This is a genomic window from Streptomyces sp. NPDC004031 (genome assembly GCF_053604375.1).
Window position 1 is genome coordinate 37,486 of record NZ_JBSGHL010000017.1, and the last position, 24,285, is coordinate 61,770.

General features: G+C 73.5%; 22 protein-coding genes and 2 pseudogenes. 10 read left to right on the plus strand and 14 right to left on the minus strand.

Going from position 1 to position 24,285, the window contains the following annotated elements; translation table 11 throughout:
* Positions 1 to 24: 24 nt before the first annotated feature.
* Positions 25 to 978 (minus strand): zinc-binding dehydrogenase, encoded by a 954-nt coding sequence (locus tag ACWERV_RS13530; protein ID WP_398191915.1) that lies wholly within the window; start codon positions 976 to 978, stop codon positions 25 to 27.
* 268 nt (positions 979 to 1,246) lie between these two features.
* Here ACWERV_RS13530 and ACWERV_RS13535 point away from each other — a divergent pair.
* A pseudogene (locus tag ACWERV_RS13535) lies at positions 1,247 to 1,528 on the plus strand (SCO2400 family protein); the annotation flags it as partial.
* On the opposite strand, the gene ACWERV_RS13540 reads toward ACWERV_RS13535, so the two are convergent.
* The 3 genes from ACWERV_RS13540 to ACWERV_RS13550 form a co-directional block, all read right to left on the minus strand.
* Positions 1,492 to 1,674 carry a hypothetical protein gene (locus ACWERV_RS13540; RefSeq protein WP_398191912.1) on the minus strand — a complete coding sequence of 61 codons (183 nt, stop codon included), beginning with the start codon at positions 1,672 to 1,674 and terminating at the stop codon, positions 1,492 to 1,494. The pseudogene ACWERV_RS13535 and the gene ACWERV_RS13540 sit on opposite strands and share 37 nt — an antisense overlap.
* 15 nt (positions 1,675 to 1,689) lie before the next feature.
* A complete protein-coding gene (locus ACWERV_RS13545) occupies positions 1,690 to 1,860 on the minus strand; it encodes a hypothetical protein (RefSeq protein ID WP_452932634.1) in 171 nt (56 codons plus the stop codon).
* A gap of 562 nt (positions 1,861 to 2,422) precedes the next feature.
* Positions 2,423 to 2,995: a TetR family transcriptional regulator gene (locus ACWERV_RS13550; RefSeq protein ID WP_452932463.1), complete on the minus strand. Its 573-nt coding sequence runs from the start codon at positions 2,993 to 2,995 to the stop codon at positions 2,423 to 2,425.
* 84 nt (positions 2,996 to 3,079) lie between these two features.
* Between ACWERV_RS13550 and ACWERV_RS13555 the strand changes: the two genes are divergently transcribed.
* Positions 3,080 to 5,560 (plus strand): glycoside hydrolase family 3 protein, encoded by a 2,481-nt coding sequence (locus tag ACWERV_RS13555; RefSeq protein ID WP_452932466.1) that lies wholly within the window; start codon positions 3,080 to 3,082, stop codon positions 5,558 to 5,560.
* Between the two features lie 245 nt (positions 5,561 to 5,805).
* On the opposite strand, the gene ACWERV_RS13560 is transcribed toward ACWERV_RS13555, so the two are convergent.
* Positions 5,806 to 6,705, minus strand: a complete 900-nt coding sequence (locus ACWERV_RS13560) for an SGNH/GDSL hydrolase family protein (RefSeq protein ID WP_452932469.1) — start codon at positions 6,703 to 6,705, stop codon at positions 5,806 to 5,808.
* Positions 6,706 to 6,966: 261 nt separating this feature from the next.
* Between ACWERV_RS13560 and ACWERV_RS13565 the strand changes: the two genes are divergently transcribed.
* Positions 6,967 to 7,461: a DUF3145 domain-containing protein gene (locus ACWERV_RS13565; RefSeq protein WP_398191896.1), complete on the plus strand. Its 495-nt coding sequence runs from the start codon at positions 6,967 to 6,969 to the stop codon at positions 7,459 to 7,461.
* 83 nt (positions 7,462 to 7,544) lie between these two features.
* On the plus strand, positions 7,545 to 8,420 hold the full coding sequence (locus tag ACWERV_RS13570) for an NAD(P)-dependent oxidoreductase (protein ID WP_398191893.1): 876 nt from the start codon (positions 7,545 to 7,547) through the stop codon (positions 8,418 to 8,420).
* Between the two features lie 76 nt (positions 8,421 to 8,496).
* Here ACWERV_RS13570 and fabF read toward each other — a convergent pair whose 3' ends face one another.
* From fabF to ACWERV_RS13595, 5 genes are all read right to left on the minus strand, one after another.
* On the minus strand, positions 8,497 to 9,765 hold the full coding sequence (gene fabF, locus ACWERV_RS13575; RefSeq protein WP_398191890.1) for a beta-ketoacyl-ACP synthase II: 1,269 nt from the start codon (positions 9,763 to 9,765) through the stop codon (positions 8,497 to 8,499).
* A gap of 103 nt (positions 9,766 to 9,868) precedes the next feature.
* Positions 9,869 to 10,117 carry an acyl carrier protein gene (locus tag ACWERV_RS13580; protein WP_398191887.1) on the minus strand — a complete coding sequence of 83 codons (249 nt, stop codon included), beginning with the start codon at positions 10,115 to 10,117 and terminating at the stop codon, positions 9,869 to 9,871.
* Positions 10,118 to 10,185: 68 nt separating this feature from the next.
* On the minus strand, positions 10,186 to 11,223 hold the full coding sequence (locus ACWERV_RS13585) for a ketoacyl-ACP synthase III (RefSeq protein WP_398191884.1): 1,038 nt from the start codon (positions 11,221 to 11,223) through the stop codon (positions 10,186 to 10,188).
* Entirely contained in the window at positions 11,220 to 12,176 is a 957-nt protein-coding gene (locus ACWERV_RS13590) for an ACP S-malonyltransferase (protein ID WP_398191881.1), read from the minus strand. Before ACWERV_RS13590 ends, ACWERV_RS13585 begins: the two co-directional genes overlap by 4 nt.
* An 89-nt stretch (positions 12,177 to 12,265) precedes the next feature.
* Entirely contained in the window at positions 12,266 to 13,471 is a 1,206-nt protein-coding gene (locus ACWERV_RS13595) for a PucR family transcriptional regulator (protein ID WP_452932473.1), read from the minus strand.
* 97 nt (positions 13,472 to 13,568) lie between these two features.
* On the opposite strand from ACWERV_RS13595, the gene ACWERV_RS13600 reads away from it, so the two are divergent.
* Complete coding sequence (locus tag ACWERV_RS13600; RefSeq protein ID WP_452932476.1) at positions 13,569 to 14,279, plus strand: pirin family protein; 711 nt, start codon at positions 13,569 to 13,571, stop codon at positions 14,277 to 14,279.
* 306 nt (positions 14,280 to 14,585) lie between these two features.
* Here ACWERV_RS13600 and ACWERV_RS13605 read toward each other — a convergent pair whose 3' ends face one another.
* The gene (locus ACWERV_RS13605) at positions 14,586 to 15,401 is read right to left on the minus strand and encodes a serine hydrolase domain-containing protein (RefSeq protein ID WP_452932479.1); all 816 of its coding nucleotides are present in this window, start codon (positions 15,399 to 15,401) and stop codon (positions 14,586 to 14,588) included.
* Positions 15,402 to 15,462: 61 nt separating this feature from the next.
* Here ACWERV_RS13605 and ACWERV_RS13610 point away from each other — a divergent pair, with 61 nt between their 5' ends.
* Both ACWERV_RS13610 and ACWERV_RS13615 read left to right on the plus strand, forming a co-directional pair.
* Positions 15,463 to 15,930: a MerR family transcriptional regulator gene (locus ACWERV_RS13610; protein ID WP_452932482.1), complete on the plus strand. Its 468-nt coding sequence runs from the start codon at positions 15,463 to 15,465 to the stop codon at positions 15,928 to 15,930.
* Positions 15,930 to 16,946 (plus strand): aldo/keto reductase, encoded by a 1,017-nt coding sequence (locus ACWERV_RS13615; protein WP_452932622.1) that lies wholly within the window; start codon positions 15,930 to 15,932, stop codon positions 16,944 to 16,946. Before ACWERV_RS13610 ends, ACWERV_RS13615 begins: the two co-directional genes overlap by 1 nt.
* 10 nt (positions 16,947 to 16,956) lie before the next feature.
* On the opposite strand, the pseudogene ACWERV_RS13620 reads toward ACWERV_RS13615, so the two are convergent.
* The 3 genes and pseudogenes from ACWERV_RS13620 to aceE all read right to left on the minus strand — a co-directional run.
* Positions 16,957 to 17,670: pseudogene (locus ACWERV_RS13620) on the minus strand (DUF4429 domain-containing protein); the annotation flags it as partial.
* Positions 17,671 to 17,724: 54 nt separating this feature from the next.
* Positions 17,725 to 18,849, minus strand: a complete 1,125-nt coding sequence (locus ACWERV_RS13625) for an alpha/beta hydrolase (protein WP_452932624.1) — start codon at positions 18,847 to 18,849, stop codon at positions 17,725 to 17,727.
* A 484-nt stretch (positions 18,850 to 19,333) separates the two neighbouring features.
* Complete coding sequence (aceE, locus tag ACWERV_RS13630; protein WP_452932485.1) at positions 19,334 to 22,081, minus strand: pyruvate dehydrogenase (acetyl-transferring), homodimeric type; 2,748 nt, start codon at positions 22,079 to 22,081, stop codon at positions 19,334 to 19,336.
* A gap of 395 nt (positions 22,082 to 22,476) precedes the next feature.
* On the opposite strand from aceE, the gene ACWERV_RS13635 reads away from it, so the two are divergent.
* The 3 genes from ACWERV_RS13635 (at position 22,477) to ACWERV_RS13645 (ending at position 24,276) form a co-directional block, all read left to right on the plus strand.
* A complete protein-coding gene (locus tag ACWERV_RS13635) occupies positions 22,477 to 22,917 on the plus strand; it encodes a DUF3052 domain-containing protein (RefSeq protein WP_398191859.1) in 441 nt (146 codons plus the stop codon).
* A 233-nt stretch (positions 22,918 to 23,150) separates the two neighbouring features.
* Entirely contained in the window at positions 23,151 to 23,630 is a 480-nt protein-coding gene (locus ACWERV_RS13640; protein WP_452932489.1) for a peroxiredoxin, read from the plus strand.
* A gap of 70 nt (positions 23,631 to 23,700) precedes the next feature.
* Entirely contained in the window at positions 23,701 to 24,276 is a 576-nt protein-coding gene (locus ACWERV_RS13645) for a TerD family protein (protein WP_031523543.1), read from the plus strand.
* Positions 24,277 to 24,285 lie beyond the last annotated feature (9 nt).

Genomic DNA, 24,285 nt, shown 5'->3' on the forward strand with positions numbered 1-24,285 from the left:
GCGGGGGCCGTCGGGGGCGGGCCCTCAGGGGACCAGCAGCGTCGCGCCCACCGTCGCGCGGGACGCCAGCTCCGCGTGGGCCGCGGGTGCCTCGGACAGCGGGCGGACCGCGTGGATCCGGGGCGTCAGCCGGCCCGCCGCCGCCTCCGCCAGCGCGCGGGACGCCGCCGCGTACTGCTCCGCCGCCGGGCGGGCGAAGGCGATGCCCGCCGCCGCGACCACCGTCAGGCCGCGCACACCCAGCTCGTACGCGTCGAGCCGCACCCACGAACCCGACGTGAAACCGTACGTGCCGAAGCGCCCGCTGCCCTTGCGCAGGGTGCTCATCGCCTGCGCGGCCAGCTCGCCGCCCGCCGCGTCCAGCACCACGTCGGTCGCCCCGGCCCGCTCGGCCCAGCCCTCCTCCGCCCAGTCCACGACCCGGTCCGCGCCGAACTCCCCGGCGGCCCGCACCTTCCGCGCCCCGGACGCCGCCCCCACCACCGTCGCGCCCGCCGCCTTCGCGAGCTGCACCAGCAGCGACCCGACCCGCCCGGCCGCCGCCGTGACCAGCACCGTGTCCCCCTTCTCGACCCGCATCGCCGCCAGCAGCCCCGCCGCGAGCGCACCCGCCTGGAAGACGGCCACCGCCCGGTGCAGCTCCAACTCCTCCGGCAGCACGTGCACATCGGCCACCGCCGCCCGCGCCAACTCGGCGTAACCGCCCTGCGAGCCCGGTGTCGTCGCGACGACCCGGCGCCCCAGCAACCCGGCGTCCCCGTCCGGCCCCACCGCCACGACCCGACCGCCCACCTCCAGACCCGGCACGTACGGCAACGGGAACGGGTAGCCGCCCGACCGCACGATGACGTCCCCGTAGATCACCCCCGCCGCCTCCACCGCCACCACGACCTCACCGGCCGCCGGCCGCGGATCGTCCACGTCCACCACCCGCAGCACCTCCGGCGGCCCGAACTCCCGTACCTGCACCGCACGCATCGCCTGCCCCTCACCCGGGCCGCACACGCCGGGCGCGACACCGTGTCCCGCCCCGGACGACCCGTCCGGCACCGAGTCTCACCGCGCCCGCGCGGCCCCGGCAAGGAACATCAGCGGCGGTCTGTCGCGAACGGGACACTCCGCGGAAGCTGTCTCACCTGCGACGATTCGCCAGCGGTGGGACCGGTGGGACCTTCCCGGCAAAGTCGGGGCAAGCGGGCCCCGGGGGTTTCGTCACGCCACACCCGTCCCATAAGGTCCATGCGCCATGGATTACTGCTACGCGTGCCGCCGCCACCTCAACGGCGCATACTCCTGCCCGGGGTGCGGTACGCCGGCGGACCAACTGCAGCTCCCGCAGGTCGGGGAGACGGCACAACTCCCGCTCGTCCCCGCCGACGACGAGGCGCTGCCCTCCTCCGCCCGGCCCGGTGGCGGGCGGGCCGCCGCCCGCAACCGGGCCCGCACCCGCAAACGGCGGCGCAGCCGCGACCGGCAGCAGCGGGCCGCCGTCTACGGCGTCGGGGCGGTCGCCGTCGCCGGCGCGCTCGCGATGCTGTCCATGGCGGCGCTGTCCGGGGGCGGGGCGGCGCCGGCGCCGTCGGCCCCGGACGTACCCGACGGGACGTCGCCGTCCCCCGGCACGAGCGCGCCCGACGCGTCGGAGTCGCCGTCCGCGGCGGTGTCCGCGCCCACGGTGTCCGCGCCGCGTCACTCCCGGCCGCCGAGCGCGTCGCCCTCGACGACCTCCCCGACGGCGACGGCCTCCCGCCCCACGGTGCCCGTGACCCCGCGTCCCACCCGCACCACGGCTCCGCCGACGACGGCGCCGCCGCGGCCGTCCACGGTCCCGTCGTCGCCGTCGGCGTCGCCGACGTGCAAGCAGGTGCTTTGGTGGTGTGATTAGGGGGCGCTCCGTTCTGCGTGGTGCGGTGCGGTGTGCGACCTTCCCTTTGTGGGGGCTGAGCGCGCAGTTCCCCGCGCCCCTTACGCGGCGCCGCCGCCGCTGGGTCGGGGGCCGCCACGGGGCACCTCCTCGGAATGCGCGTTCGGCCTCTTACCTGGTCGGTGAGCCACCGACAGCGCATTCCTGCGGGGGCACCCCGCACCGTCCCCCTTTCAGCCGGTTGAGCGGCTGCCTGCCGGTGGGGGTGAGCGTTTGTGGGGTGCGGGCACCCGTTTTTCCACGGCGCGGGGCACGGCTGTGTGGGAGGGCACTCGTTTTCAGGGGCGGGGGGTACGGCTGTGTGGGAGGGCACCCGTTTTTCAGGGGCGGGGGGTACGGCTGTGTGGGAGGGCACTCGTTTTTAGGGGCGCGGGGAACTGCGCGACAAGCCACGACGGTGGGACGATCGCGACGCCCACCGCAACAGGCACCCCGGAGCGACAAGCCTCCGCCGGCGGAGGGGCGCGCGGCGGGCCGCAGGAGGCAACTCGGGGCGGGCTACGGGGTGAGGAGGGCGAGGAAGTCGCGGAAGGCGGCGGGCATGTCGACGGAGTCGGGGTCGAGGAGCCACTGGATCTGGAGGCCGTCCATCGCGGCGATGAGCAGCGTCGCGGCCCGCTCGGGCGTGAGTCCCCCGGGGAGCCGGTCCCCGTACGCCGCACGCAGTGCCTCCGCACCGCCTGCCCGGACCCGGGCGTACCGCTCGCGGAAGTGGTCCTGCGCGGGGTGGCCGTCGGTGACGCTGTCGCCGACGAGGACGGTGAAGGCCTGGACGATCCCGGGCCGGGTCGCGTTGTATTCGACGAGTTCGGCCACGATGTCGAGCGGCCACGCGCCCTGCGCGCGCAGCGCCGAGGAGGCCATGTCCCACTGGTCGCGCGCGTCGAGGACGGCGACGAGGAGTGCCTCTTTCGTGGGGAAGTGGTGCATGAGGCCTTGTTGGGTGAGGCCGACGCGTTCGGCGACGGCCGCGAGCGTGGCGCCGCGGTAGCCGCGTTCGGCGATGACCTCGGTGGCCGCCTGGATGATCTCCGCCCGGCGCTGTCCGCGGTCGCTTCTGGTCCTCGGCACGTGCTGCCCCCGCTCGGGTCACGGATCGGTATCCATACCTACCGTACGGCAGGCAAGTTGGCCCCGCGGGGCCAGCATGGAGCGATGACGGTGGACTCGAACGGCCTGGACGGTACGGCGGGGGACGCCGAGCGCGAAGCCGCCGTGGAGGCGGCGCTGCGTGCCCTCGGCCTGGACGACAAGGCGCGGTTGCTGGCGGGGCAGGACATGTGGTCGCTGCCCGCGCTGCCCGCGGTGGGGCTCGGCTCGCTGGTGATGTCGGACGGCCCGGTGGGGGTGCGAGGGCGGCGGTGGAGTGCGGACGACCCCTCCGTGGCGCTGCCGAGCCCGACCGCGCTGGCCGCGTCGTGGGATCCCGGACTCGCGCGCCGGGCGGGCCGGTTGCTGGCGCAGGAGGCGCACCGCAAGGGCGTGCACGTGCTGCTCGCGCCGACGGTCAATCTGCACCGCAGCCCGCTGGGCGGGCGGCACTTCGAGGCCTACAGCGAGGACCCGCTGCTGACGGGGGCGATCGGCACCGGGTACGTGCGGGGTGTGCAGGACGGCGGGGTCGGTGTCACCGTCAAGCACTTCGTGGGGAACGAGGCGGAGACCGACCGCTTCACCGTCGACAACCGCATCCCGGAGGGCGCGTTGCGCGAGCTGTACCTCGCGCCCTTCGAGGCGATCGTCGCGGACGCGCGGCCGTGGGGCGTCATGGCGGCGTACAACGCGGTGAACGGCGTGACGATGACGGAGCACGCCGCGCTCAACAACGGTGTGCTGCGGGGGGAATGGGGCTTCGACGGTGTCGTCGTCTCGGACTGGCTGGCCGCCCGTGACAGCGTGGCCGCGATCCGGGGCGGGCTCGACCTCGCGATGCCCGGACCGCGTACGGTCTACGGGCCGCCGCTGGCCGCCGCGGTGCGCGCGGGCGAGGTGCCGGAGGAGCTGGTGGACGCCGCCGTCCGCCGGGTGCTGCGGCTCGCCGCGCGGGCGGGGCTGCTGGCGGGCGTCTCCGCCGCCGTTCCCGAGGCCGACCGGCCCGCGCCGGTGGACGGGGACGCCCTGGCGCGGGAGATCGCCGTCCGGGGGTGCGTGCTGCTGCGCAACGAGGCGGTGGGGGAGGCGCCCGTGCTGCCGCTCGAAGGGGACGAACTGCGGCGGGGGGTCGCGGTGTTCGGGGCCGCCGCGCGGGAGCCGAGGATCCTCGGGGGCGGGTCCGCGCAGGTCTTTCCGGGGCATGTGGTGTCGCTGCTCGACGCGTTGGGCGCGGTACTGCCCGAGGGGACGCCGCTCACGTACGCCATGGGCGCGGATCCCGCCGAGGAACTGCCGTCCGCGGCGGGCGGGTTCGCGCTGCGGGCCGTCGCCCGTGCGGCGGACGGGCGCGAACTCGGCACCGAGCCGCTGCCCGGCGGGCAGGTGCAGTGGTTCGGCGAGATGCCGCCGGGTGTCGACTACGACGCGCTGCACTCCGTCGAGATCCGCGGTACCTTCACCCCGCGGGTGAGCGGCCCGCACCGCTTCGGGACCCGCGGCACGGGCGGCTTCGCCCTCACCGTCGGCGGTCATGTGCTGTACGAGGGCCCGCAGTTCGACCCGCACGGCGACCCCTTCGAGGCGTTCTTCGGCACCCCCACGCAGCGCGGCACCGTCGTGCTCACCGCGGGCGAGCCGGTGGACGTGAGCCTGCTGCACCTGCCGCCCAAGCCGGACGAACTCCCGCTGCCGGCGGTCGGGTTCAGCCTGCTGCACGCCGAACCCGAGCAGGACGGGGAGGCGTTGCTCGCCGAGGCGGAGGAGGCGGCGCGGGCCGCGCACACCGCGGTCGTGGTCGTCGGCACGACCGAACGCGTCGAGTCCGAGGGCTTCGACCGGCGCGACCTGCGGCTGCCGGGGCGGCAGGACGAACTGGTCGCGCGGGTCGCCGCGGCCAACCCGCGGACGGTGGTCGTCGTCAACTCCGGTGCGCCCGTGGAGCTTCCGTGGCGCGCCGACGTCGCCGCGGTCCTGCTGTGCTGGTTCCCCGGGCAGGAGGGCGGGGCCGCCCTCGCGGACGTGCTGCTCGGCGTGGAGGAGCCCGGGGGACGGCTGCCGACGACCTGGCCGGCGCGGCTCGCGGACGCGCCCGTCACGCAGGTCGTGCCGCGCGACGGCGTCCTCGCGTACGAGGAGGGGCCGGACGTGGGATACCGCGCCTGGCAGCGGGCCGGGGCGCCCGCCCCCGCGTACGCCTTCGGGCACGGGCTCGGGTACACGTCCTGGGCGTACGAGGAGCTGATCGCGCTGCCCGCGCAGGATCCGGCGCTGCTGGCGTCCGTGACCGTCCGGATCCGGAACACCGGGGCCCGCCCCGGACGGGAGGTCGTCCAGCTCTACCTCCACCGGACCACCCCGGCGGGCCCGGTCACCACCCTCGCGGGTTTCGCCGTGGTCACGGCGGCGCCGGGCGAGGTCGTGGTGACGGCGATCCCGCTCCCACGCAGGGCGGCGCAATCCTGGTCCCCCACCACCCATACCTGGGAGCTCCCCCCGTCCCCCCTCACCCTCTCAACCTCCACCCTGACGGTGGCCCTCGCCTGACCCCGCACCCGCCGGCGTGCCCCTTGCGCACCGGGGTGCCCCTTGCGGTGGGCGTCGCGACCTTCCCCGCCGTCGTGGCTGGTCGCGCAGTTCCCCGCGCCCCTGAAAAACGCTCACCCTGCGGGATGGGGGCACCCCCAGGCGCGCGTGGGGGCACCTCCCGGGCGAAGCCTGGGGGAGAACGGAGCGACCAGCCCCCACCGGCGGACGGTCGCGCGCGGCAGCGCGAGGCGCACCCCGGTGCGTCACCGCGGCGGTCGCGACGCGATTTCCGCCAGGAGGGTGGCCAGCTCGTGCTGGCCCTGGGGGTTGGGGTGGAACCAGTCCCACGTGCTGAGCTGGCCCGCGGTGAAGGCGTAGCGGAAGACGGCCCCGCCGTCGTACCGGCAGCGCACGTACTGCGCGCACACCGCGCCCATCGCCGCGTTGTAGGCGATGACCCGCTCGCGGACGGCGGTCCGGCGCGAGCGGGCGGCGGCGGTGTCGGAGCCGGGGTCGTCCAGCATCGTGGGGCACAGGCCGAGTTTCCAGAGCTGCTGGGCCAGGGGGTTGCCGCGGCCCACGGACCACAGATGCTGGAGGTCGGGGACGGAGGCGACGAGCACCTGTGTGGCGGGCAGCGTGCGGTGCAGGTAGCTCAGCGTCTTCGCGAAGTCCGCGCGGAAGCCGGCGACGGACGTCATCGCCGCGGTCGTCGAGCGGCACGCGTCGTTCGCGCCGATGAGGATCGTGACCATGGCCGGTTTGTGCGCGGCGGCGGCCTTCGCCTGGGCGGGGAGGTCGCGGACGCGGGCGCCGGTGCGGGCGAGGTTCCAGCTGCCGCCCGTGGTGACGCGGCTGGCGACGCTGCCGACGGTGTCGCGCGAGCCGGTCGCCCAGGAGACCTCGGGGCAGTCCAGCAGGGGCTTGCACGCGTCGAAGCCGCGGGTGATGGAGTCGCCGAGGGCGGCGACGGACGCCGGGTGGACGTTCCAGGGGTGCGCGGGGGCCGCGGGTGCGGGCCTGGGCGCGGAATGCGAGGTGTGTGCGGAGGGCGACCCGGCCGAGGGGCCCTTGGTCGCGGCGGGCGTCCCGCCCGTGGAGCATCCGCCCAGCAGAGCGGCACCGGCGACGAGCGCCAGGGAGTGTCGCAGGAGCGCGCGCATACGGGACTTCCCTCCGACGAGTGGGTGACATCCGCTACCAGCCCGACCGTACGTCACGCTCTCGGAGACGCCGCAAGGTAGCTTTTTCCCTGACACCCGGGTGAGATGACGGGAGGTCGGCATGACCGGGCGTCATACGTCTGGTGTTGTCCTGTTTGTCGTGAATAGTGCAGAATAAAGCCTGATGTTGCCCCGGGAGCAGCCGGTTCGGGTGGCGAGGCCGCTGGGGAAGGCGAACCTCGTCCCACACTGGAGGTACCGGTGACGACACGTGGTGTTCTGTACGTGCACGCCGCTCCGCGCGCGCTCTGCCCGCATGTCGAATGGGCCGTCGCGGGCGTCCTCGGCGTGCGCGTGAGCCTGGACTGGATCCGGCAGCCGGCCGCGCCCGGCACCTGGCGTGCCGAGTTCTCCTGGCAGGGCGAACCGGGCACCGCCTCCAAGCTGGCGTCCGCGCTGCGCGGCTGGCACCTGCTGCGTTTCGAGGTCACCGCGGAGCCTTCGGCGGGCTCGGAGGGCGAGCGCTACAGCGCCACGCCCGAGCTGGGCATCTTCCACGCCGTCATCGGCATGCACGGCGACATCCTGATCCCCGAGGACCGGCTGCGCGCGGCCATGCAGCGCGCCCGCAAGGGCGAGGCCGATCTGGAGGCGGAGCTGGCGCGCCTGCTGGGCAAGCCGTGGGACGACGAGCTGGAGCCCTTCCGCTACGCGGGTGAGGGCGCCCCGGTCCGCTGGCTGCACCAGGTCGTCTGAGGTCACCCGGACGGCCGCACCCGGCGCAGTGTGACCCGTTCGGGCCCTGCCGCGGCAGCGGTCCCGCACCGTAGCCTGCGCTCATGTCCGACAACCTCACCGTCGCGGTCCTCGGCACCGGCCTGATGGGCGCCGGGATGGCCCGCAACCTGTCCGCGGCCGGCCACCACGTCCGGGTCTGGAACCGTACGACCGCCAAGGCGAAGCCCCTCGCCGCCGACGGCATCGACGTCGTCACCGCCCCCGCCGACGCCGTACGCGGCGCCGACGCCGTGCTGACGATGCTGCTGGACGGCCCGGCCACCCTGGAGGTGCTGACCGCCGCCGAGCCCGCCCTTCCCGCCGGTGCCGTCTGGCTGCAGACGGGTACGGTCGGGCCCGAGGCGCAGGCGCTGCTCGCCGCCCGCGCCGCCGCCCACGACCTGCTCTTCGTCGACGCGCCCGTGCTCGGTACCCGCTCGGTGGCCGATTCCGGGCAGCTCACCGTGCTCGCGGCCGGGCCGGACGCCGCCCGGCCGGTCGCCGACAAGGTCTTCGACGCGATCGGGCGGACGACCGTATGGCTGTCCGGCGCGCCCGAGGAGGGCCCGGCCAGCCGGCTGAAGCTCGTCCTCAACAACTGGGTGCTGGCCCTGACCGCCGCGACCGGTGAGACGCTCGCCCTGGCCAAGGCGCTGGACGTCGACCCGGACCGCTTCTTCGAGGCCATCGAGGGCGGCGCGATGGATTCGCCGTACCTGCGGACGAAGGCCGCGGCCATCCTCGGCGGCGACTTCACCCCGAGCTTCACGGTCGAGGGCGCCGCCAAGGACCTGGACCTCATCGTCGCGGCCGGGCAGGCGGCGGGTGTGCGGATGGACGTCGCCTCGGCCGGTTCCGCCCGCTTCCGCCGGGCCGCCGCGCAGGGGCACGGCGGCGAGGACATGGCGGCGGGCTACTTCGCGAGCTGGGACGCGTAAGGCGGTGGAAAAACGGTGGACCCGGGGCGGGCACGCGGCCCGCCCCGGGTCTCCCGGCGCGCTCGTACGGCGGAGGTCAGCCGTTCCAGCTCCGCACGGCCAGGACGACGTTGTGGCCGCCGAAGCCGAAGGAGTCGTTGAGGGCCGCGATCGTGCCCTCGGGCAGCGGGCGGGCCTCGCCGGAGACGATGTCCGCGTCGGCCGCCGGGTCCTTGCTGACCAGGTTGATGGTCGGCGGGGCCAGCCGGTGGTGCATGGCCAGCACGGTGGCGACGGTCTCGATGCCGCCCGCGCCGCCCAGCAGGTGGCCGGTCATGGACTTGGTCGCGGAGACCGCCATGTGGTCCACGTCGTCGCCGAAGACGCTGCGCAGCGCCTTGATCTCCGCGATGTCGCCCTGCGGGGTGGACGTGGCGTGCGCGTTGACGTGCACGATCTCGGCCGGCTTGAGGTCGGAGTTGTCCAGCAGGTGCTGGAGGGCCGCCGCGATCCCGCGGCCGCTCGGCTCCGGCTGGGTGATGTGGTGGGCGTCGGCGGAGATCCCCTGCCCTATCACCTCGGCGTACACCCGGGCGCCGCGCGCCCGCGCGTGGTCCGCGGACTCCAGCACGATCACGCCCGCGCCCTCGCCCATGACGAAGCCGTTGCGGTCCGCGTCGAAGGGGCGGGAGGCGCCCTGCGGGTCGTCGTTGTTCTTGGACATCGCCATCATGTTGCCGAAGGCGACGATGGGCAGCGGGTGGATCGCCGCCTCGGTGCCGCCGGCCACCACCACGTCGGCGCGGCCGGTGCGGATCATCTCCACCGCGTAGCCGATGGCCTCGGCGCCCGAGGCGCACGCGCTGACCGGGGTGTGCACGCCGGCCCGCGCGTTGACCTCGATGCCGACGTTCGCGGCCGGGCTGTTGGGCATCAGCATCGGCACGGTGTGCGGGGAGACCTTGCGGACGCCCTGCTCCTTGAGCACGTCGTACTGCCCGAGGAGGGTCGTCACACCGCCGATGCCGGAGGCGATGACCGCGCCGAGCCGGTCCGGGTCGACCTTCTCGTCCTCGCCGGCCTTCGCGGTGTAGCCCGCGTCCGCCCATGCCTCGCGCGCGGCGATCAGCGCGAACTGCGCGCTGCGGTCCAGCTTGCGGGCCAGCGGCCGCGGCAGCACCTCGGCGGGTTCCACCGCGATCTGGGCGGCGATGCGGACCGGCAGTTCGGCGGCCCAGTCCTGTTCGAGCAGGCGCACGCCGGACCGTCCGGCCAGCAGCGCCTCCCAGGTCGACGCGCTGTCGCCACCCAGCGGTGTGGTTGCTCCGATACCGGTGACGACCACGGTGCGATTGGTCGGGCTCACAGGAATTGTCTCTCCACTCTAGAAGGGCGGGCGACAGGCGCGTCGTCCCGGTTGCCGGTCCCCGGGCCGAGGCCGAGGGATCGTTTCGGCCCGGTTACGGGCGTCAGGCCTGCTGGGCCTTGAGGATGTAGTCGGCCGCGTCGCCGACGGTCTTGAGGTTCTTGACGTCGTCGTCCGGGATCTTCACACCGAACCGCTCCTCGGCCGCCACGACGACCTCGACCATGGACAGCGAGTCGACGTCCAGGTCGTCGGTGAAGGACTTGTCGAGCTTGACGTCCTCGGTGGGGATGCCGGCGATCTCGTTCACGATCTCGGCGAGACCTTCGACGATCTCTTCCTGGGTGGCCATTGTCTTCGGGGCTCCTTGATGTGTAACCGAAAGCGACGGCGCGGGACTGCGGCGCCGCGGGGGTGTGACTAGGGGAGAGTAACCACAGTCGCCGCGTACACCAGACCCGCCCCGAAGCCGATGACCAGCGCGGTGTCACCGCTCTTGGCCGCACCGGTGGCGAGCAGCCGCTCCATGGCGAGCGGGATGGACGCGGCGGAGGTGTTGCCGGTGGTCTCGATGTCGCGGGCGACCGCGACATGGTCGGGCAGCTTGAGCGCCTTGATCATCGAGTCGATGATGCGCATGTTGGCCTGGTGCGGGATGAAGGCGTCCAGCTGGTCGGCGCTGACCCCGGCGGCGTCCAGCGCCTCCTGGGCGACCTTGGCCATCTCGAAGACCGCCCAGCGGAAGACCGCCTGGCCCTCCTGGGTGATGGCGGGGAACTTCACCTTGCCGGACGAGTCCACCGGAAGTTCGGCCGCCTCGGCGCCGCGGAAGTGCTCGTCCCACGACACGGTCTGCTTGATGGTCTCGGACTTGTCGCCCTCCGAGCCCCACACCGTCGGACCTATCGCCGGCACCTGGGAGGGGCCCACGATGACCGCGCCCGCGCCGTCGCCGAACAGGAAGGCCGTCGCCCGGTCCTCCAGGTCCGTCAGGTCGCTCAGCCGCTCCACACCGATCACCAGCACGTACTTGGCGGTGCCGTCGGTGACCATGCCCTTGGCGAGGGTCAGGCCGTAGGTGAAGCCCGCGCAGCCCGCGGAGATGTCGAACGCGGCCGGCTTGCCCGCGCCGATGCGGTGCGCGATGTCGGTCGCGACGGCCGGGGTCTGCTTGAAGTGCGACACCGTCGCGACGACGACGGCGTCGATCTCGGAGGCGCTGATCCCGGCGTCGGCGATGGCCTTGCCGCCCGCCTCCAGCGACATCTCCGCGACGGTCTCCTCCGGGCCCGCCCAGTGCCGGCTGGCGATGCCGGACCGCGAGCGGATCCACTCGTCGCTGGAGTCGATGCGCTCCAGGATCACCTCGTTGGGCACCACCCGGCTCGGGCGGTAGCCGCCCACGCCGAGGATCCGCGCGTACGGGGAACCCTTGCTGGGGCTGATCTTCGCTGTCATCGCTGCAACGGCTCCTGTTCGGCAGGTGCTTCGGATGCGGCCGCTGCTTCGGCGTCCTCCGCGATCAGCTCGCGGGCCGCTTCCAGGTCCTCGGGGGTCTTCAGCGCCAGCGTCCGCACCCCGGGCAGCGCCCGCTTGGCCAGCCCGACGAGGGTGCCGCCGGGCGAGACCTCGATGATCGCGGTGACGCCGCGCTCCACAAACGTCTCCATGCACAGATCCCAGCGCACCGGGTTGGACACCTGCACCACGAGCCGGCGGACAACCTCGGCGCCACTGTCCACCGTCTGCCCGTCGGCGTTGGAAACATAGGGGACGGACGGGTCGTTTACGGCCAACTTCGGCGCGAGCGTCTCCAGGGCGGCGACGGCCGGGGCCATATGGGCGGTGTGGAACGCGCCCGCCACCTTGAGCGCGATGACCCGCGCCTTCTCCGGGCGGTTCGCGGACAGCTCGGCGAGCTGCTCCAGGGTGCCCGCGGCGACGATCTGACCGGCCCCGTTGATGTTCGCCGGGGTCAGGCCGAGCGCGTCGAGGTGCGCCAGCACGGTGTCGGGGTCGCCGCCGAGGACCGCGGACATACCGGTCTCGGTCACCGCGGCGGCCTCGGCCATCGCCCGACCGCGCGCGGCGGTGAAGGCGATGGCGTCGTCCGCCGAGATCACTCCGGCGAGCGCGGCCGCGGTGATCTCGCCGACACTGTGTCCGGCGAGCACGGCGGGGGTGACACCGAGCGCGTCCGCGGACAGCAGACCGGCGGCCACCAGCAGCGGCTGCGCCACCTTGGTGTCGCGGATCTCGTCCGCGTCGGCCTCGGTGCCGTAGCGGGCCAGGTCGAGTTCGGCCGCGGCGGACCACCCGGCGAGGCGGTCGGCGGCGCCGGGCAGTTCGAGCCATGGGGCGAGGAAGCCGGGCGTCTGGGCGCCCTGGCCGGGAGCGACGAGTACGAGCACGTTCACACTCTCTCTCGCCGACGGGGTCCGACGCCCGTGGGGACAGGGACCAAGAACTGTGAGGTGATTTGTGGGTGTCCAACAAACCCCTAGTGAGGCCGCTCGCTCTCGGAGAGCCGGCCGAGGATCAGGGCAATGCGCAGGGTGAACGCCGAGCGCACATCGGAGGGTGACCAGCCGGTGACATCGGTCACACGTCGCAGCCGGTAGCGAACGGTATTGGGGTGCACGAACAGCATGCGCGCGGCCCCCTCCAGCGAAGACGCCTGCTCCAGATAGACACTCAGCGTCTCCAGCAGCGCGGAACCCGCCTCTTCGAGCGGCCTGTAGATCTCCTCCACCAACTGCTCGCGGGCCGTCCGGTCGCCGGCCATCGCCCGCTCCGGCAGCAGATCGTCCGACGACACCGGCCGCGGCGCGTCCGGCCACGCCTGGCAGGCCCGCAGACCCGCCGCCGCGGCCCGCGCCGAGCGGGTCGCCGACAGCAGGTCGCCCACCACCGGGCCCGCCACCACAGGACCCGGCGCGAACGGCCCGATCAGCGCCTTCGCGACCCGCAGCGGATCGTCCGAGCCGCCCGCCACCACGACCAGCCGCTCGCCCAGCACCCCGGTCAGCACCTGGAGCTTCGCGTGCCGCGAGGCCCGCCGGATCGCCTCCACCGTCAGCTCGCTGTCCCCGTTGGGCGCGGTGCCCAGCACCACCACGATCTTGTCCGGCGAGTTCCAGCCCAGCGCCGCGGCCCGGGACAGCACGCCCTCGTCCGCCTCGCCCGACAGCACCGCGTTGACCACCAGCGACTCCAGCCGGGCGTCCCACGCGCCGCGCGCCTCCGCGGCCTGCGCGTAGACCTGCGCGGTGGCGAAGGCGATCTCCCGCGCGTACACCAGCAGCGCCTCGCGCAGCACCGCCTCGTCGCCGGGCGCCGCGACCTCGTCGATCGCGGCCTCCATGACCTCGATCGTGGTCCGCACCATCTCCACGGTCTGCCGCAGCGAGATCGCCCGGGTCAGCTCGCGCGGCGCGGTGCCGAAGACGTCCGTGCTGATCGCCTGCGGCGCCTCCGGGTGCCGGAACCACTCGGTGAAGGCCGCGATGCCCGCCTGGGCGACCAGGCCGATCCAGGAGCGGTTCTCCGGCGGCATCGCGCGATACCACGGCAGCGTCTCGTCCATCCGCGCGATGGCGTTGGCGGCCAGCCGCCCCGCCGACTTCTCCAGCCGGCGCAGCGTCGCGGAGTGCTCCCCGCGACCGGGTTCGGCGGGGGGCTGCGGAGACTGCGAGGCATGCGGCACATGGCCAAGCCTATGGGGTCCGATTTCCCGCCATTCGCCGGATGCCCGTTCGCGGGCTTTCGCCCCACTTCCCCCGCCGGTGGATACGGTGGGCCGCATGATCGACGTACGGCGGGCCGCCGACCGCTACCGCGGCGGGGACGAGGCCGCCGGGATCGACACCCGGCACGCCTTCTCCTTCTCCGGCTACTACGACCCCGGCAACGTCCGCTTCGGGCTGCTCGTCGCCTGCAACGAGGAACGGCTCGCGCCGGGCGCCGGATTCGCCGAACACACGCACCGCGACACGGAGATCGTGACGTGGGTCGTCGAAGGCACCCTGGAGCACCGGGACGCCTCGGGGCGCGTCGTACGGCTGGCGGCCGGGGACGCGCAACTGCTGGGCGCGGGCTCGGGGGTACGGCACATCGAGGCCAACGCCGGGGCGGGGCCCCTGCGTTTCCTCCAGATGTGGCTGCACCCCGGCGCCTTCGGGGTGCCCCCGCAGTACGCCGCCGCGACCGCGCCCGTGCCGGTGGGGCCCGGCCTCACGCTCCTCGCCGGGGAGAGCCCCGACGCGGTGCTGCCCCTGCGGCAGCCCGCGGCGACCCTGTGGGCGGGGCGCCCGGCCGCGCCGGACGAGCTCTCCCTGCCGGGGGCCCGTTTCGGGTACGTCCACGTACTCCGGGGCACCGTGCGGCTCGACGGAGCCGAGCTTTCTCCGGGCGACGCCGCCCGCCTCACGGACGAGCAATCCGCTGCGCTCAGCACGGAGGGCCCGGCGGAATACGTCTACTGGGCGATGTCCGCGGAGCCTTCCTTCGGCTGAGGCCCAGCCCCCCGGGCTGCCCCTTGCGGCCGGCCCGGGACCTTCCCCCGGTGGTGGGTTGACCGCGCAGTTCCCCGCGCCCCTAAAAACGCTCACCCTGGGCGGTAAGGGCCTGCTCATGCCGCGCAGGGCAACACACCAGGGGCGCGGGGAACTGCGCGCTCAGCCCCCACGGTGGGAAAGGCACCCGGCGACGCCAAGTGGCAGTCACCCAGGGGCGCGGGGAACTGCGCGCTCAGCCATCCACCGGCGGACGGTCCCGCGACGGCCGTACGGGGCAGCCCGTGGGGCTGGGCCTCAGCCCCCCTACGCGAGTTCGGCCAGCACCGCGTCGGTGAAGGGCGGCCACGCCTCGATGGCCCAGGGGCCGAAATCGCGGTCGGTCAGGGCCGCGCACGCGAACCCCGCGTTCGGGTCGCACCACAGGAACGTGCCGGACTGGCCGAAGTGACCGAAGGTCGCGGGGGAGGAGTGCGCGCCGGTCCAGTGCGGGGATTTGGTGGAGCGGATCTCGAAGCCGAGGCCCCAGTCGTTGGGGGACTGCATGCCGTAGCCGGGGAGGACGCCGCGCAGGCCGGGGAAGGCGACCTCCAGGGTCGCGCCCGCCACCGTCGTGGGGTGGAGCAGGCGCGGCGCCTGCACCTCCGCGGCGAAGCGGGCCAGGTCCGCGGCGGTGGAGACGGCGCCCGCGCCGGGGGAGCCCGGCAGCGTGGTGGCGGTCATGCCGAGCGGCTGGAGCACCGCCTCGTCGAGGTAGGAGGCGAAGGACATCCCGGTGGCCTTGGCGACGGTCTCGCCGAGGACCTCGAAGCCCGCGTTGGAGTAGATCCGCCGGGTGCCCGGCGCGGCCATGACCCGGTGCTCGTCGAACGCGAGGCCCGAGGTGTGCGCGAGCAGATGCCGTACGGTCGAGCCGTCGGGCCCGGCGGGGTCGTCGAGCTCGTAGGCGCCCTCCTCGAGGGCGACGAGCGCCGCCCAGGCGGTGAGCGGCTTGGTGACCGAGGCGAGCGGGAAGGGCCGGTCCTGGGGGCCGTACGTGCCCGCGAGGGTGCCGTCCTTGCGTACGACGACCGCCGCCGCGTTCGGGACGGGCCACTGTTCGATCATCCGCAGGGTCTGCATGCGGCGAGCCTAACCGGCCGTACTTGCTTCGAGTGCACTCCAAGGTCTTAGCGTGGAGAGCATGACGGTCGTCCAGATGGTGCAGCAGGAAACACCCCCGGCCGCGGTGTGCACGCCGCCCCCGCCGTATCCGAGACCGGACGGGCGGGACCAGTACACGATCAGCGAGGTCGCCGAGCTGACCGGGCTGAGCGCGCACACGCTGCGCTGGTACGAGCGGATCGGGCTGATGCCGCACGTGGACCGGTCGAACACCGGGCAGCGCCGCTTCCGGAACCGGGATCTGGACTGGCTGGCCTTCGTCGGGAAGCTGCGGCTGACGGGTATGCCGGTCGCCGACATGGTGACGTACGCGGAGATGGTCAAGGCCGGGGAGCAGACCTTCGCGCAGCGCAAGGCGCTGCTGGAGGCGACCCGGGAGGACGTGGTCGCGCGGATCGCCGAGCTGCAGGACACCCTGACGGTGCTCGACCACAAGATCGGTACGTATGGGGGCGCCGAACCGGCGCCGGAGAGGACAGGTGCATGATGGCCGCCGCACGGATCGAGACGGTACGGCTGGGCGCGGACGGCCCGCTGGTGGGTGTCCAGGGCCTGGGCTGCATGGGCATGAGCGAGTTCTACGGCGACACCGACGAGGCTGCCGCCCGCGAGACGCTGGAGACCGCGCTGGACGCGGGCGTGACGCTCTTCGACACCGCCGACATGTACGGCATCGGCGCGAATGAGGAGTTCCTCGCGCCCTTCCTCGCCGCGCACCGCGACGAGGTGACCCTCGCGACGAAGTTCGCCAACGAGCGCCGCGCGGACGACCCGACCTACCGGGCCATCCGCAACGACCCGCCGTACATCCGGCAGGCCGTCGACGCGAGCCTGCGCCGCCTGGGCATCGACGTCATCGACCTGTACTACATGCACCGCCGCAACCCGGACGTGCCGCTGGCCGAGTCGGTCGGCGCGATGGGCGAGCTGGTGGCCGCGGGCAAGGTGCGGCACCTGGGGCTGTCCGAGGTGACCGGGCCGGAGCTGCGCGAGGCGCACGCGGTGCACCCGATCGCCGCGGTGCAGTCGGAGTGGTCGCTCTTCAGCCGGGACGTGGAGAAGTCGGTGGTCGGCGCGGCGGCCGACCTGGGTGTGGCCTTCGTGCCGTACTCGCCGCTCGGGCGCGGCTTCCTGACCGGCTCCTTCCAGGACGCCACCGCGGATCTCGCCGCGAACGACTTCCGCCGCCACCAGCCGCGCTTCACCGGCGACAACGCCCGGCGCAACGCGGAGCTGCTGGAGCCGATCCGCCGGGTCGCGAAGGCGCACGACGCGACACCGGGGCAGATCGCGCTGGCGTGGGTGCACTCGCGGGCCCAGGCGCACGGCCTGGCGGTCGTGCCGATCCCCGGCACCCGCAAGGCCTCCCGGGTCCTGGAGAACGTCGCGGCGGCCGGGATCGTGCTGGACGGCGCCGAGCTGGCCGAGCTGGACGCCATCGCCGGGCAGGTCGCGGGCGACCGCTACCCGGACATGAGCTCGACGTCCGACGCGCGCGAGTGACCCGCGGCTACGGCCGGACGCGGGCCGCCCGGATCGCCGCGAGCACCGCGGCGGCGAACGGCAGCGACTCCTGCACCGGGCCGTAGCCGAGGCCGAACAGCACGGCGGCCGGGTCCTGGTCGGGTTCGCCCGGCTGGGGCCCGCCGTCGCGCCGCAGCAGCCGCAGATAGCCGTGCAGCAGCTCCGGGGAGCGCCAGTCGACGCCGCGCAGCTCCTCGACCGGGAAGCTCTGGTCCCCGGCCTTCCACTTGGCGGTGGACGCGCCGGTCCAGAACCAGCGGAAGCTGACCGTGCGGCCGTCGAACAGCACCCGCGCGTCGTACGCCTTGAAGGCCAGCGGCGGGGCCGGGGCGTCCACCAGGAAGCGGGTCAGCGGCTCGCCGGGTCCGGCGATCACCGCGCGTAGCTCGTCGCGGTAGAACTCCGCGAGCACCTCCGCGGAGTCGGGCAGGATCAGCCGGTAGGGGTCGGCGGTCTCCTTGAGCTGACCGGCCGCCGCCTCGACCACCGGGTCGGCCCCCGCCCGCGGCACCGCCCGCAGCACCACATGGCCGCGGCGGCCCGCCTCCAGCTCCACCGCCTCCAGCGCGGCGTGCGGGATCCGCCGCTCGCGCAGTGCCGGGAGCAGCCGCGCGTTGCGGCCCGCGCTCCGGCTGTACCGGATCACGACGGCGTCGGGCTCGAACTCCCATACGGCATTGCTTCCGGCCAGCACATCGCCCATACGCGTCACCCTATGCGTAATCGGTCCATCCCTCTGCCCCACGGTGCAGGCCCGTTACGCGGAGGGGGGCGCAGACTTCAGCGTGACCGAGGAGTAGCGGGCCAGCGCGATACGGGCGAAGTTCGCAAGGCTCGCGGTACCGGGGACGAAATATCCGGCGTGCCCCTCGGCCCGCCCCGTCCGCACCACCCGGGCGCCGAACGCCGCGGCGACCGGATCCGTACCGTGGCCGAGCCCGGCGAACTCGATGTGCGGGACGTCCGCTATCCAGTCGCCGTCGTCCCGGGCCGCCCACACGTGCGCCGCGGTGTGCAGATCCGCGGCGCTCCCGACGTGCATCCCGGGGCTGCCGGACACCGCGATGTCGGTCACCTGCCCGCGCCGCAGCCGGGGCGCGGCCACCCCGCACAGCACCGAGCCGTACGAGTGGCAGAAGAGGGCCACGTGCTGCCGCCGCGGCAGGGCGGCCAGCAGCCGCAGCAGCCGGGGCGCGCCGCGTTCGGCCAGCTCCGCGGTGGAGGCGTCCAGGCCGATGCCCTGGGGGGCGGTCCAGTCGGCCCAGGCGATGACGGCGACCCCGGCGGACGGGTCGAGGGCGCGCTCGCGCCGGTAGAGGGCGCGGGCCATGCCGGCGGGGGCGGAGTAGCGGCCGTAGGTGCGCTCGAAGGTGAGGATGTCCGTGCCGACGCCCGGCACGACGACGGCGACCCGGGCCGCCGTCGTGAGGTCGCCGAAGACCTCGGCGGCCCGCCCGTCCCCGGCGGGGTCGAACGCGAGGATCTGCCGGCCGCCGCGCAGCAGCGAGGCGTAGCGGTTGGCGAGCCGCCCGGCGTCCGTGCGGCCCGCGGGCGACAGGGCGGCGTCGGCCGAGCGGCGCCGCTCGCGGTCGCGGGCGGCGCGCAGCGCGTACCGGTTTGCCTGGTAGCGCAGCGCCACGGGCGCCCCGTCGAGGTTGCCGACGACGAGGGCGTAGCGGCGGGCCAGGGCGAGGGCCTGCGGGCGGCCGAGGGACGCGAAGAAGCGCGCGACGACGCCGGGCGGCGCGGTGTCCGGGTCCGGCAGCCGGTGGCCCGCGACGGTGGCCCGCCGCCAGGCGTGCACGGCGGCGGTACGGGCGTCGCGCGGGCCGTGCGGGCGGACGGCCGTCCACCCGGTCGTGGCCAGCAGCACGAAGGCCACGGCGAGCGCCACCAGCACCCGCGCCGACCCGGGCCCCCTCCTGCCGGGCAGGAAGACGCGGGCGGCCGGCGGCGCGGCCTTGGCGGGTACCGCCTTCGGGGGTACGGCTTTCGGGGGTACGGCCTCGGTCCGCGGACGCGGCAGCGCCACCGCCCGCGCGGGACCGGTGCCGGGGCGGGGCCCGCGCGGGCGCGGCGGGCCTCCCGTGGCGGGCCGGGCCCCGGTGCGGCGCGGCTCCCCGGCAAGGGGTTCGCGGGGAAGGGGCGGCGCTGGAGGTGCGGACACTCGCGGTTGCCTCGGGACGGAGCGGCGTGGACCGTGCGGGGGTGCGGGCGGCCCGGCCGGGGGTCAGGGGACGGCGGCGCGCCCGGTCAGCCTAGACAAGCCGGGGCCGGGAAAGCGCGTGACAAGGCCCGGGAACGGGCGGAGCCCCGGGCGGCAGGGCTGCCGTCCGGGGCTCCGGGGTGCTCCGTGGGTGCGGGTGTCAGGCGTCGCCGCCGGCGGCGCCGGGGTCGGCGGCCGACGCGTCGAGCAGCTGGTAGCGGTCCACGGCCTGCTTGAGCACCGACCGGTCGACCTTGCCGTCACGCGCCAGCTCGGTCAGCACGGCGAGCACGATCGACTCGGCGTCGATGTGGAAGAAACGCCGTGCCGCCCCGCGCGTGTCGGCGAAGCCGAAGCCGTCCGCGCCCAGCGAGGTGTACTGCCCGGGGATCCAGCGGGAGATCTGGTCCGGCACCGAGCGCATCCAGTCCGAGACGGCCACGAAGGGCCCCTCGGCGCCGGTGAGCTTGCGCGTCACGTACGGCACCTGCTGTTCCTCCTCGGGGTGCAGCAGGTTGTGCTCCTCGACGGCGACGGCCTCGCGGCGCAGCTCGTTCCAGGAGGTCGCGGACCACACGTCGGCCCGTACGTTCCACTGCTCGGCGAGGATGCGCTGGGCCTCCAGCGCCCACGGCACGGCCACGCCGGACGCCATGATCTGCGCCGGGACCGCCCCGGCCGCCCCGGCCCGGATCCGGTGGATGCCCTTGAGGATGCCCTCGACGTCCACGTCGGCGGGCTCGGCCGGGTGCTGGATCGGCTCGTTGTAGACCGTCAGGTAGTAGAAGACGTCCTCGCCGGGCTGCCCGTCGGCCGTCTCGCCGTACATCCGGCGCAGACCGTCCTGCACGATGTACGCGATCTCGTACGCGTAGGCGGGGTCGTAGGCGACGCACGCCGGGTTGGTGGACGCCAGCAGCTGGGAGTGGCCGTCCGCGTGCTGCAGGCCCTCGCCGGTGAGCGTGGTGCGGCCGGCCGTCGCGCCGAGCACGAAGCCGCGGGCGAGCTGGTCGGCCATCTGCCAGAACTGGTCGCCGGTGCGCTGGAAGCCGAACATCGAGTAGAAGACGTAGACCGGGATGAGCGGCTCGCCGTGCGTGGCGTAGGCCGAGCCCGCCGCGATGAGCGAGGCCGTGCAGCCCGCCTCGGAGATGCCGTCGTGCAGCATCTGCCCGGTCGGCGACTCCTTGTAGGCGAGCAGCAGCTCGCGGTCCACCGACTCGTACTGCTGGCCCAGCGGGTTGTAGATCTTCGCGCTCGGGAAGAACGCGTCCATGCCGAAGGTGCGGTACTCGTCGGGGGCGATCAGCACGAAGCGCTTGCCGATCTCCTTGTCCCGCATGAGGTCCTTCAGCACCCGCACGAAGGCCATCGTGGTGGCGATGGACTGGGCGCCCGAGCCCTTCTTCGCCGCCGCGTACGTCTTGTCGGCCGGCTGCGGCAGCGGCTTGGCGCGCACCACCCGGGTCGGCACGTACCCACCGCAGGCCTTGCGGTGGTCGTGCATGTACTGGATCTCCTCGGAGTCCCGGCCGGGGTGGTAGTACGGCGGGTAGCCCTCGTCGAGGCGCTGGTCGGTGATCGGCAGGTGCAGCCGGTCGCGGAAGCGCTTGAGGTCGTCGACGGTGAGCTTCTTCATCTGGTGGGTCGCGTTGCGGCCCTCGAAGTTCGGCCCGAGCGTCCAGCCCTTGATGGTCTGGGCGAGGATCACCGTCGGCTGGCCCTGGTGGGCCAGCGCCGCGGTGTAGGCGGCGAAGATCTTGCGGTGGTCGTGGCCGCCGCGCCCGAGGTGCAGGATCTGCTCGTCGGTGAGGTTCTCGACCATCTTGCGCAGCCGCTGGTCGCCGCCGAAGAAGTGCTCGCGGATGTACGAGCCGGACTCGGTCGCGTACGTCTGGAACTGCCCGTCCGGCGTGGTGTTCATCTTGTTGACGAGCAGACCGTCGCGGTCCTGGGCCAGCAGCGGGTCCCAGGAGCGGTCCCAGACCAGCTTGATCACGTTCCAGCCGGCGCCGCGGAACTGCGACTCCAGCTCCTGGATGATCTTGCCGTTGCCGCGCACCGGGCCGTCGAGGCGCTGCAGGTTGCAGTTGACGACGAAGGTCAGGTTGTCCAGGCCCTCACGGGCGGCGATGGACAGCTGGCCGAGCGACTCCGGCTCGTCCATCTCGCCGTCGCCGAGGAAGGCCCACACGTGCGACGCCGAGGTGTCGGCGATGCCGCGCGCGTGCATGTAGCGGTTCATCCGGGCCTGGTAGATCGCGCCGAGCGGGCCCAGGCCCATCGACACGGTCGGGAACTCCCAGAAGTCCGGCATCAGCCGCGGGTGCGGGTAGCTGGACAGGCCGTTCGGCGCCTTCGACTTCTCCTGCCGGAAGGCGTCGAGCTGCGCCTCGGTCAGCCGGTCGAGCAGGAAGGCGCGGGCGTAGATGCCGGGGGAGGCGTGGCCCTGGAAGAAGATCTGGTCGCCGCCGGTGCCGTCGTCCTTGCCGCGGAAGAAGTGGTTGAAGCCCACGTCGTAGAGCGAGGCCGAGGACGCGAAGGTCGCGATGTGGCCGCCGACGCCGATCCCCGGGCGCTGCGCGCGCGACACCATGACGGCGGCGTTCCACCGGGTGGCGTTGAGGATGCGGCGCTCGATCTCCTCGTTGCCGGGAAAGAACGGTTCGTCCCTGGTGGCGATCGTGTTGACGTAGTCGGTGCTGCGCATCTCGGGCACCGCGACGCGCTTCTCGCGGGCACGCTCGATGAGCCGCAGCATCAGGTAGCGGGCGCGCTCACGGCCGCGTTCGTCGATGGCCGCGTCCAGCGAGTCCAGCCATTCCGCCGTCTCCTCGGGATCGAAATCCGGGACCTGGCTCGGAAGGCCGCCAATGATGATCGGGTTGCGATCGGATGCGGAAGCCACGCTGTTCCTTTGCTGCTCGGTGGTGGTGCTCGTTTGCACCGCGGGGTCGCGCCGCATCCATCGTGGACCGCCCCGCGTCAAACGTCATCTCTACCCAGTGGTAACCGCGGAACATCCGGGACTGCGGCAATTCGGGCCGGGTCCCACCCGCGGCCAAACGTGAACTCTACGCCCACTCGGACGTACGACCGACTGGCGGCGCCAATCGTGCGTAACACCGGCAAACCGTCGTGAGCTGCGTCACCATAGGGGGTACGGGTTGCGGTGACACGGTCGAATCGTCACCGTTTCGGCGGTCTCGTACGCCGGGTACTTGCGCGATCCGCCGCGCCCGTGTGGACTACCGCCAATAAGTCCGCGTGCGCGCGGGCTCACCCCATGACAGGAGGCAAAGCGTGAGCGCGACCGCGGACCACGCGGAGGAGCGGACCAACCCGGCGAGCCGGCTTGGTTTCGAGCCCGGACAGGTGGTCCAGGAGCTCGGGTACGACGAGGACACCGACCAGGAGCTTCGCGAGGGTATCGAGGAGCTCACGGGCGAGGAGCTCGCCGATGAGGAGTACGACGACGTGCCCGACGCCGTCCTGCTGTGGTTCCGCGAGGACGACGGCGACCTCACCGACGCGCTCGTCGACGCGACATCGACGGTCGACCCCGGGGCCCCGATCTGGCTCATGACGCCCAAGACGGGCCGCGACGGACACGTCGAGCCCAGCGAGATCGGCGAGGCCGCGCAGACGGCCGGACTGGCGCAGACCAGCAGCGTCAACGCCGCGAAGGACTGGACGGGGACGCGTCTGGTCACGCCGAAGGCGGCGAAGGCCGGCAAGCGGTAGCCTTCCCGGCTCACCCGGCGGTGCGGCTCCCCGCCGCCGGGGCTATTTGCGTTGCCGAGTGCCACTCGCGGTGGGCTGAGCGCGCCGTTCCCCGCGCCCCCAAAAAAACGCTCACCCCGCGTGAAGAGGGCACCCTCAGGGGGCGCGGGGAACTGCGCGCTCAGCCCCCACCGGCGGACGGCCGCGGGGGCACCGCAAGGGGCAGCCCGGGGCGCCCGCCGCCAGGAGGAAGAATGAGCAGCACCCTGCCGAGGCCGGCGCCGGACTTCGCGCTGCCCGACCAGCACGGCCGGACGACCACCCTCACGAGCTTCCACGGGAAGAAGAACCTCGTGCTGGTCTTCTACCCGTTCGCCTTCACGAGCGTGTGCAGCGGCGAGCTGCACGCCCTCCAGCGAGAGCTGGACGTCCTCCAGCGCGAGGACACCACCCTCCTCGCGGTCTCGTGCGACTCCATGCACGCCCAGCGCGCCTTCTCCGACCAGGAGGGCTTCGACTTCCCGCTGCTCAGCGACTTCTGGCCGCACGGCAACGCCTCACGCGCGTACGGCGTCTTCGACGAGGAGAAGGGCTGCGCGCTGCGCGGCTCGTTCGTGATCGACCGGGACGGTGTGATCCGGTGGTCCGTGCTGAACGGGCTGCCGGACGCGCGGGACCTTCACGACTACGTAAAGGCGCTGGAAGCAGTGCGGTCGACGGGAACGGGTCACTAAGCTCGCCTCGTTGACCGGGTGGATCGCCCGGTGGCACGAACGTATACACACGAACCGATGGGGAGGACTCGTGGGAGTCAGCCTGAGCAAGGGTGGCAACGTCTCGCTGACCAAGGAGGCGCCCAATCTCACGGCGGTCGTCGTCGGTCTGGGCTGGGACGCACGCACGACCACCGGAGCCGACTTCGACCTCGACGCGAGCGCGCTGCTCACGAACGAGGCGGGCAAGGTGCTGTCGGACCAGCACTTCGTGTTCTTCAACAACCTGCGCAGCCCGGACGGCTCGGTCGAGCACACCGGTGACAACCTCACGGGTGAGGGCGAGGGCGACGACGAGGTCATCAACGTCAACCTCGCGGGCGTGCCGGCCGACGTCGTGAAGATCGTCTTCCCGGTGTCGATCTACGAGGCCGAGCAGCGCCAGCAGAGTTTCGGCCAGGTGCGCAACGCCTACATCCGCGTCCTGAACGCGGCCGACCAGCGCGAGCTGGCCCGCTACGACCTGACCGAGGACGCCTCGACCGAGACGGCGATGGTCTTCGGTGAGCTGTACCGGCACGGCGGCGAGTGGAAGTTCCGCGCCATCGGCCAGGGGTACGCCTCGGGTCTGCGCGGCATCGCGCAGGACTTCGGCGTCAACGTCTGACCCGGGCCG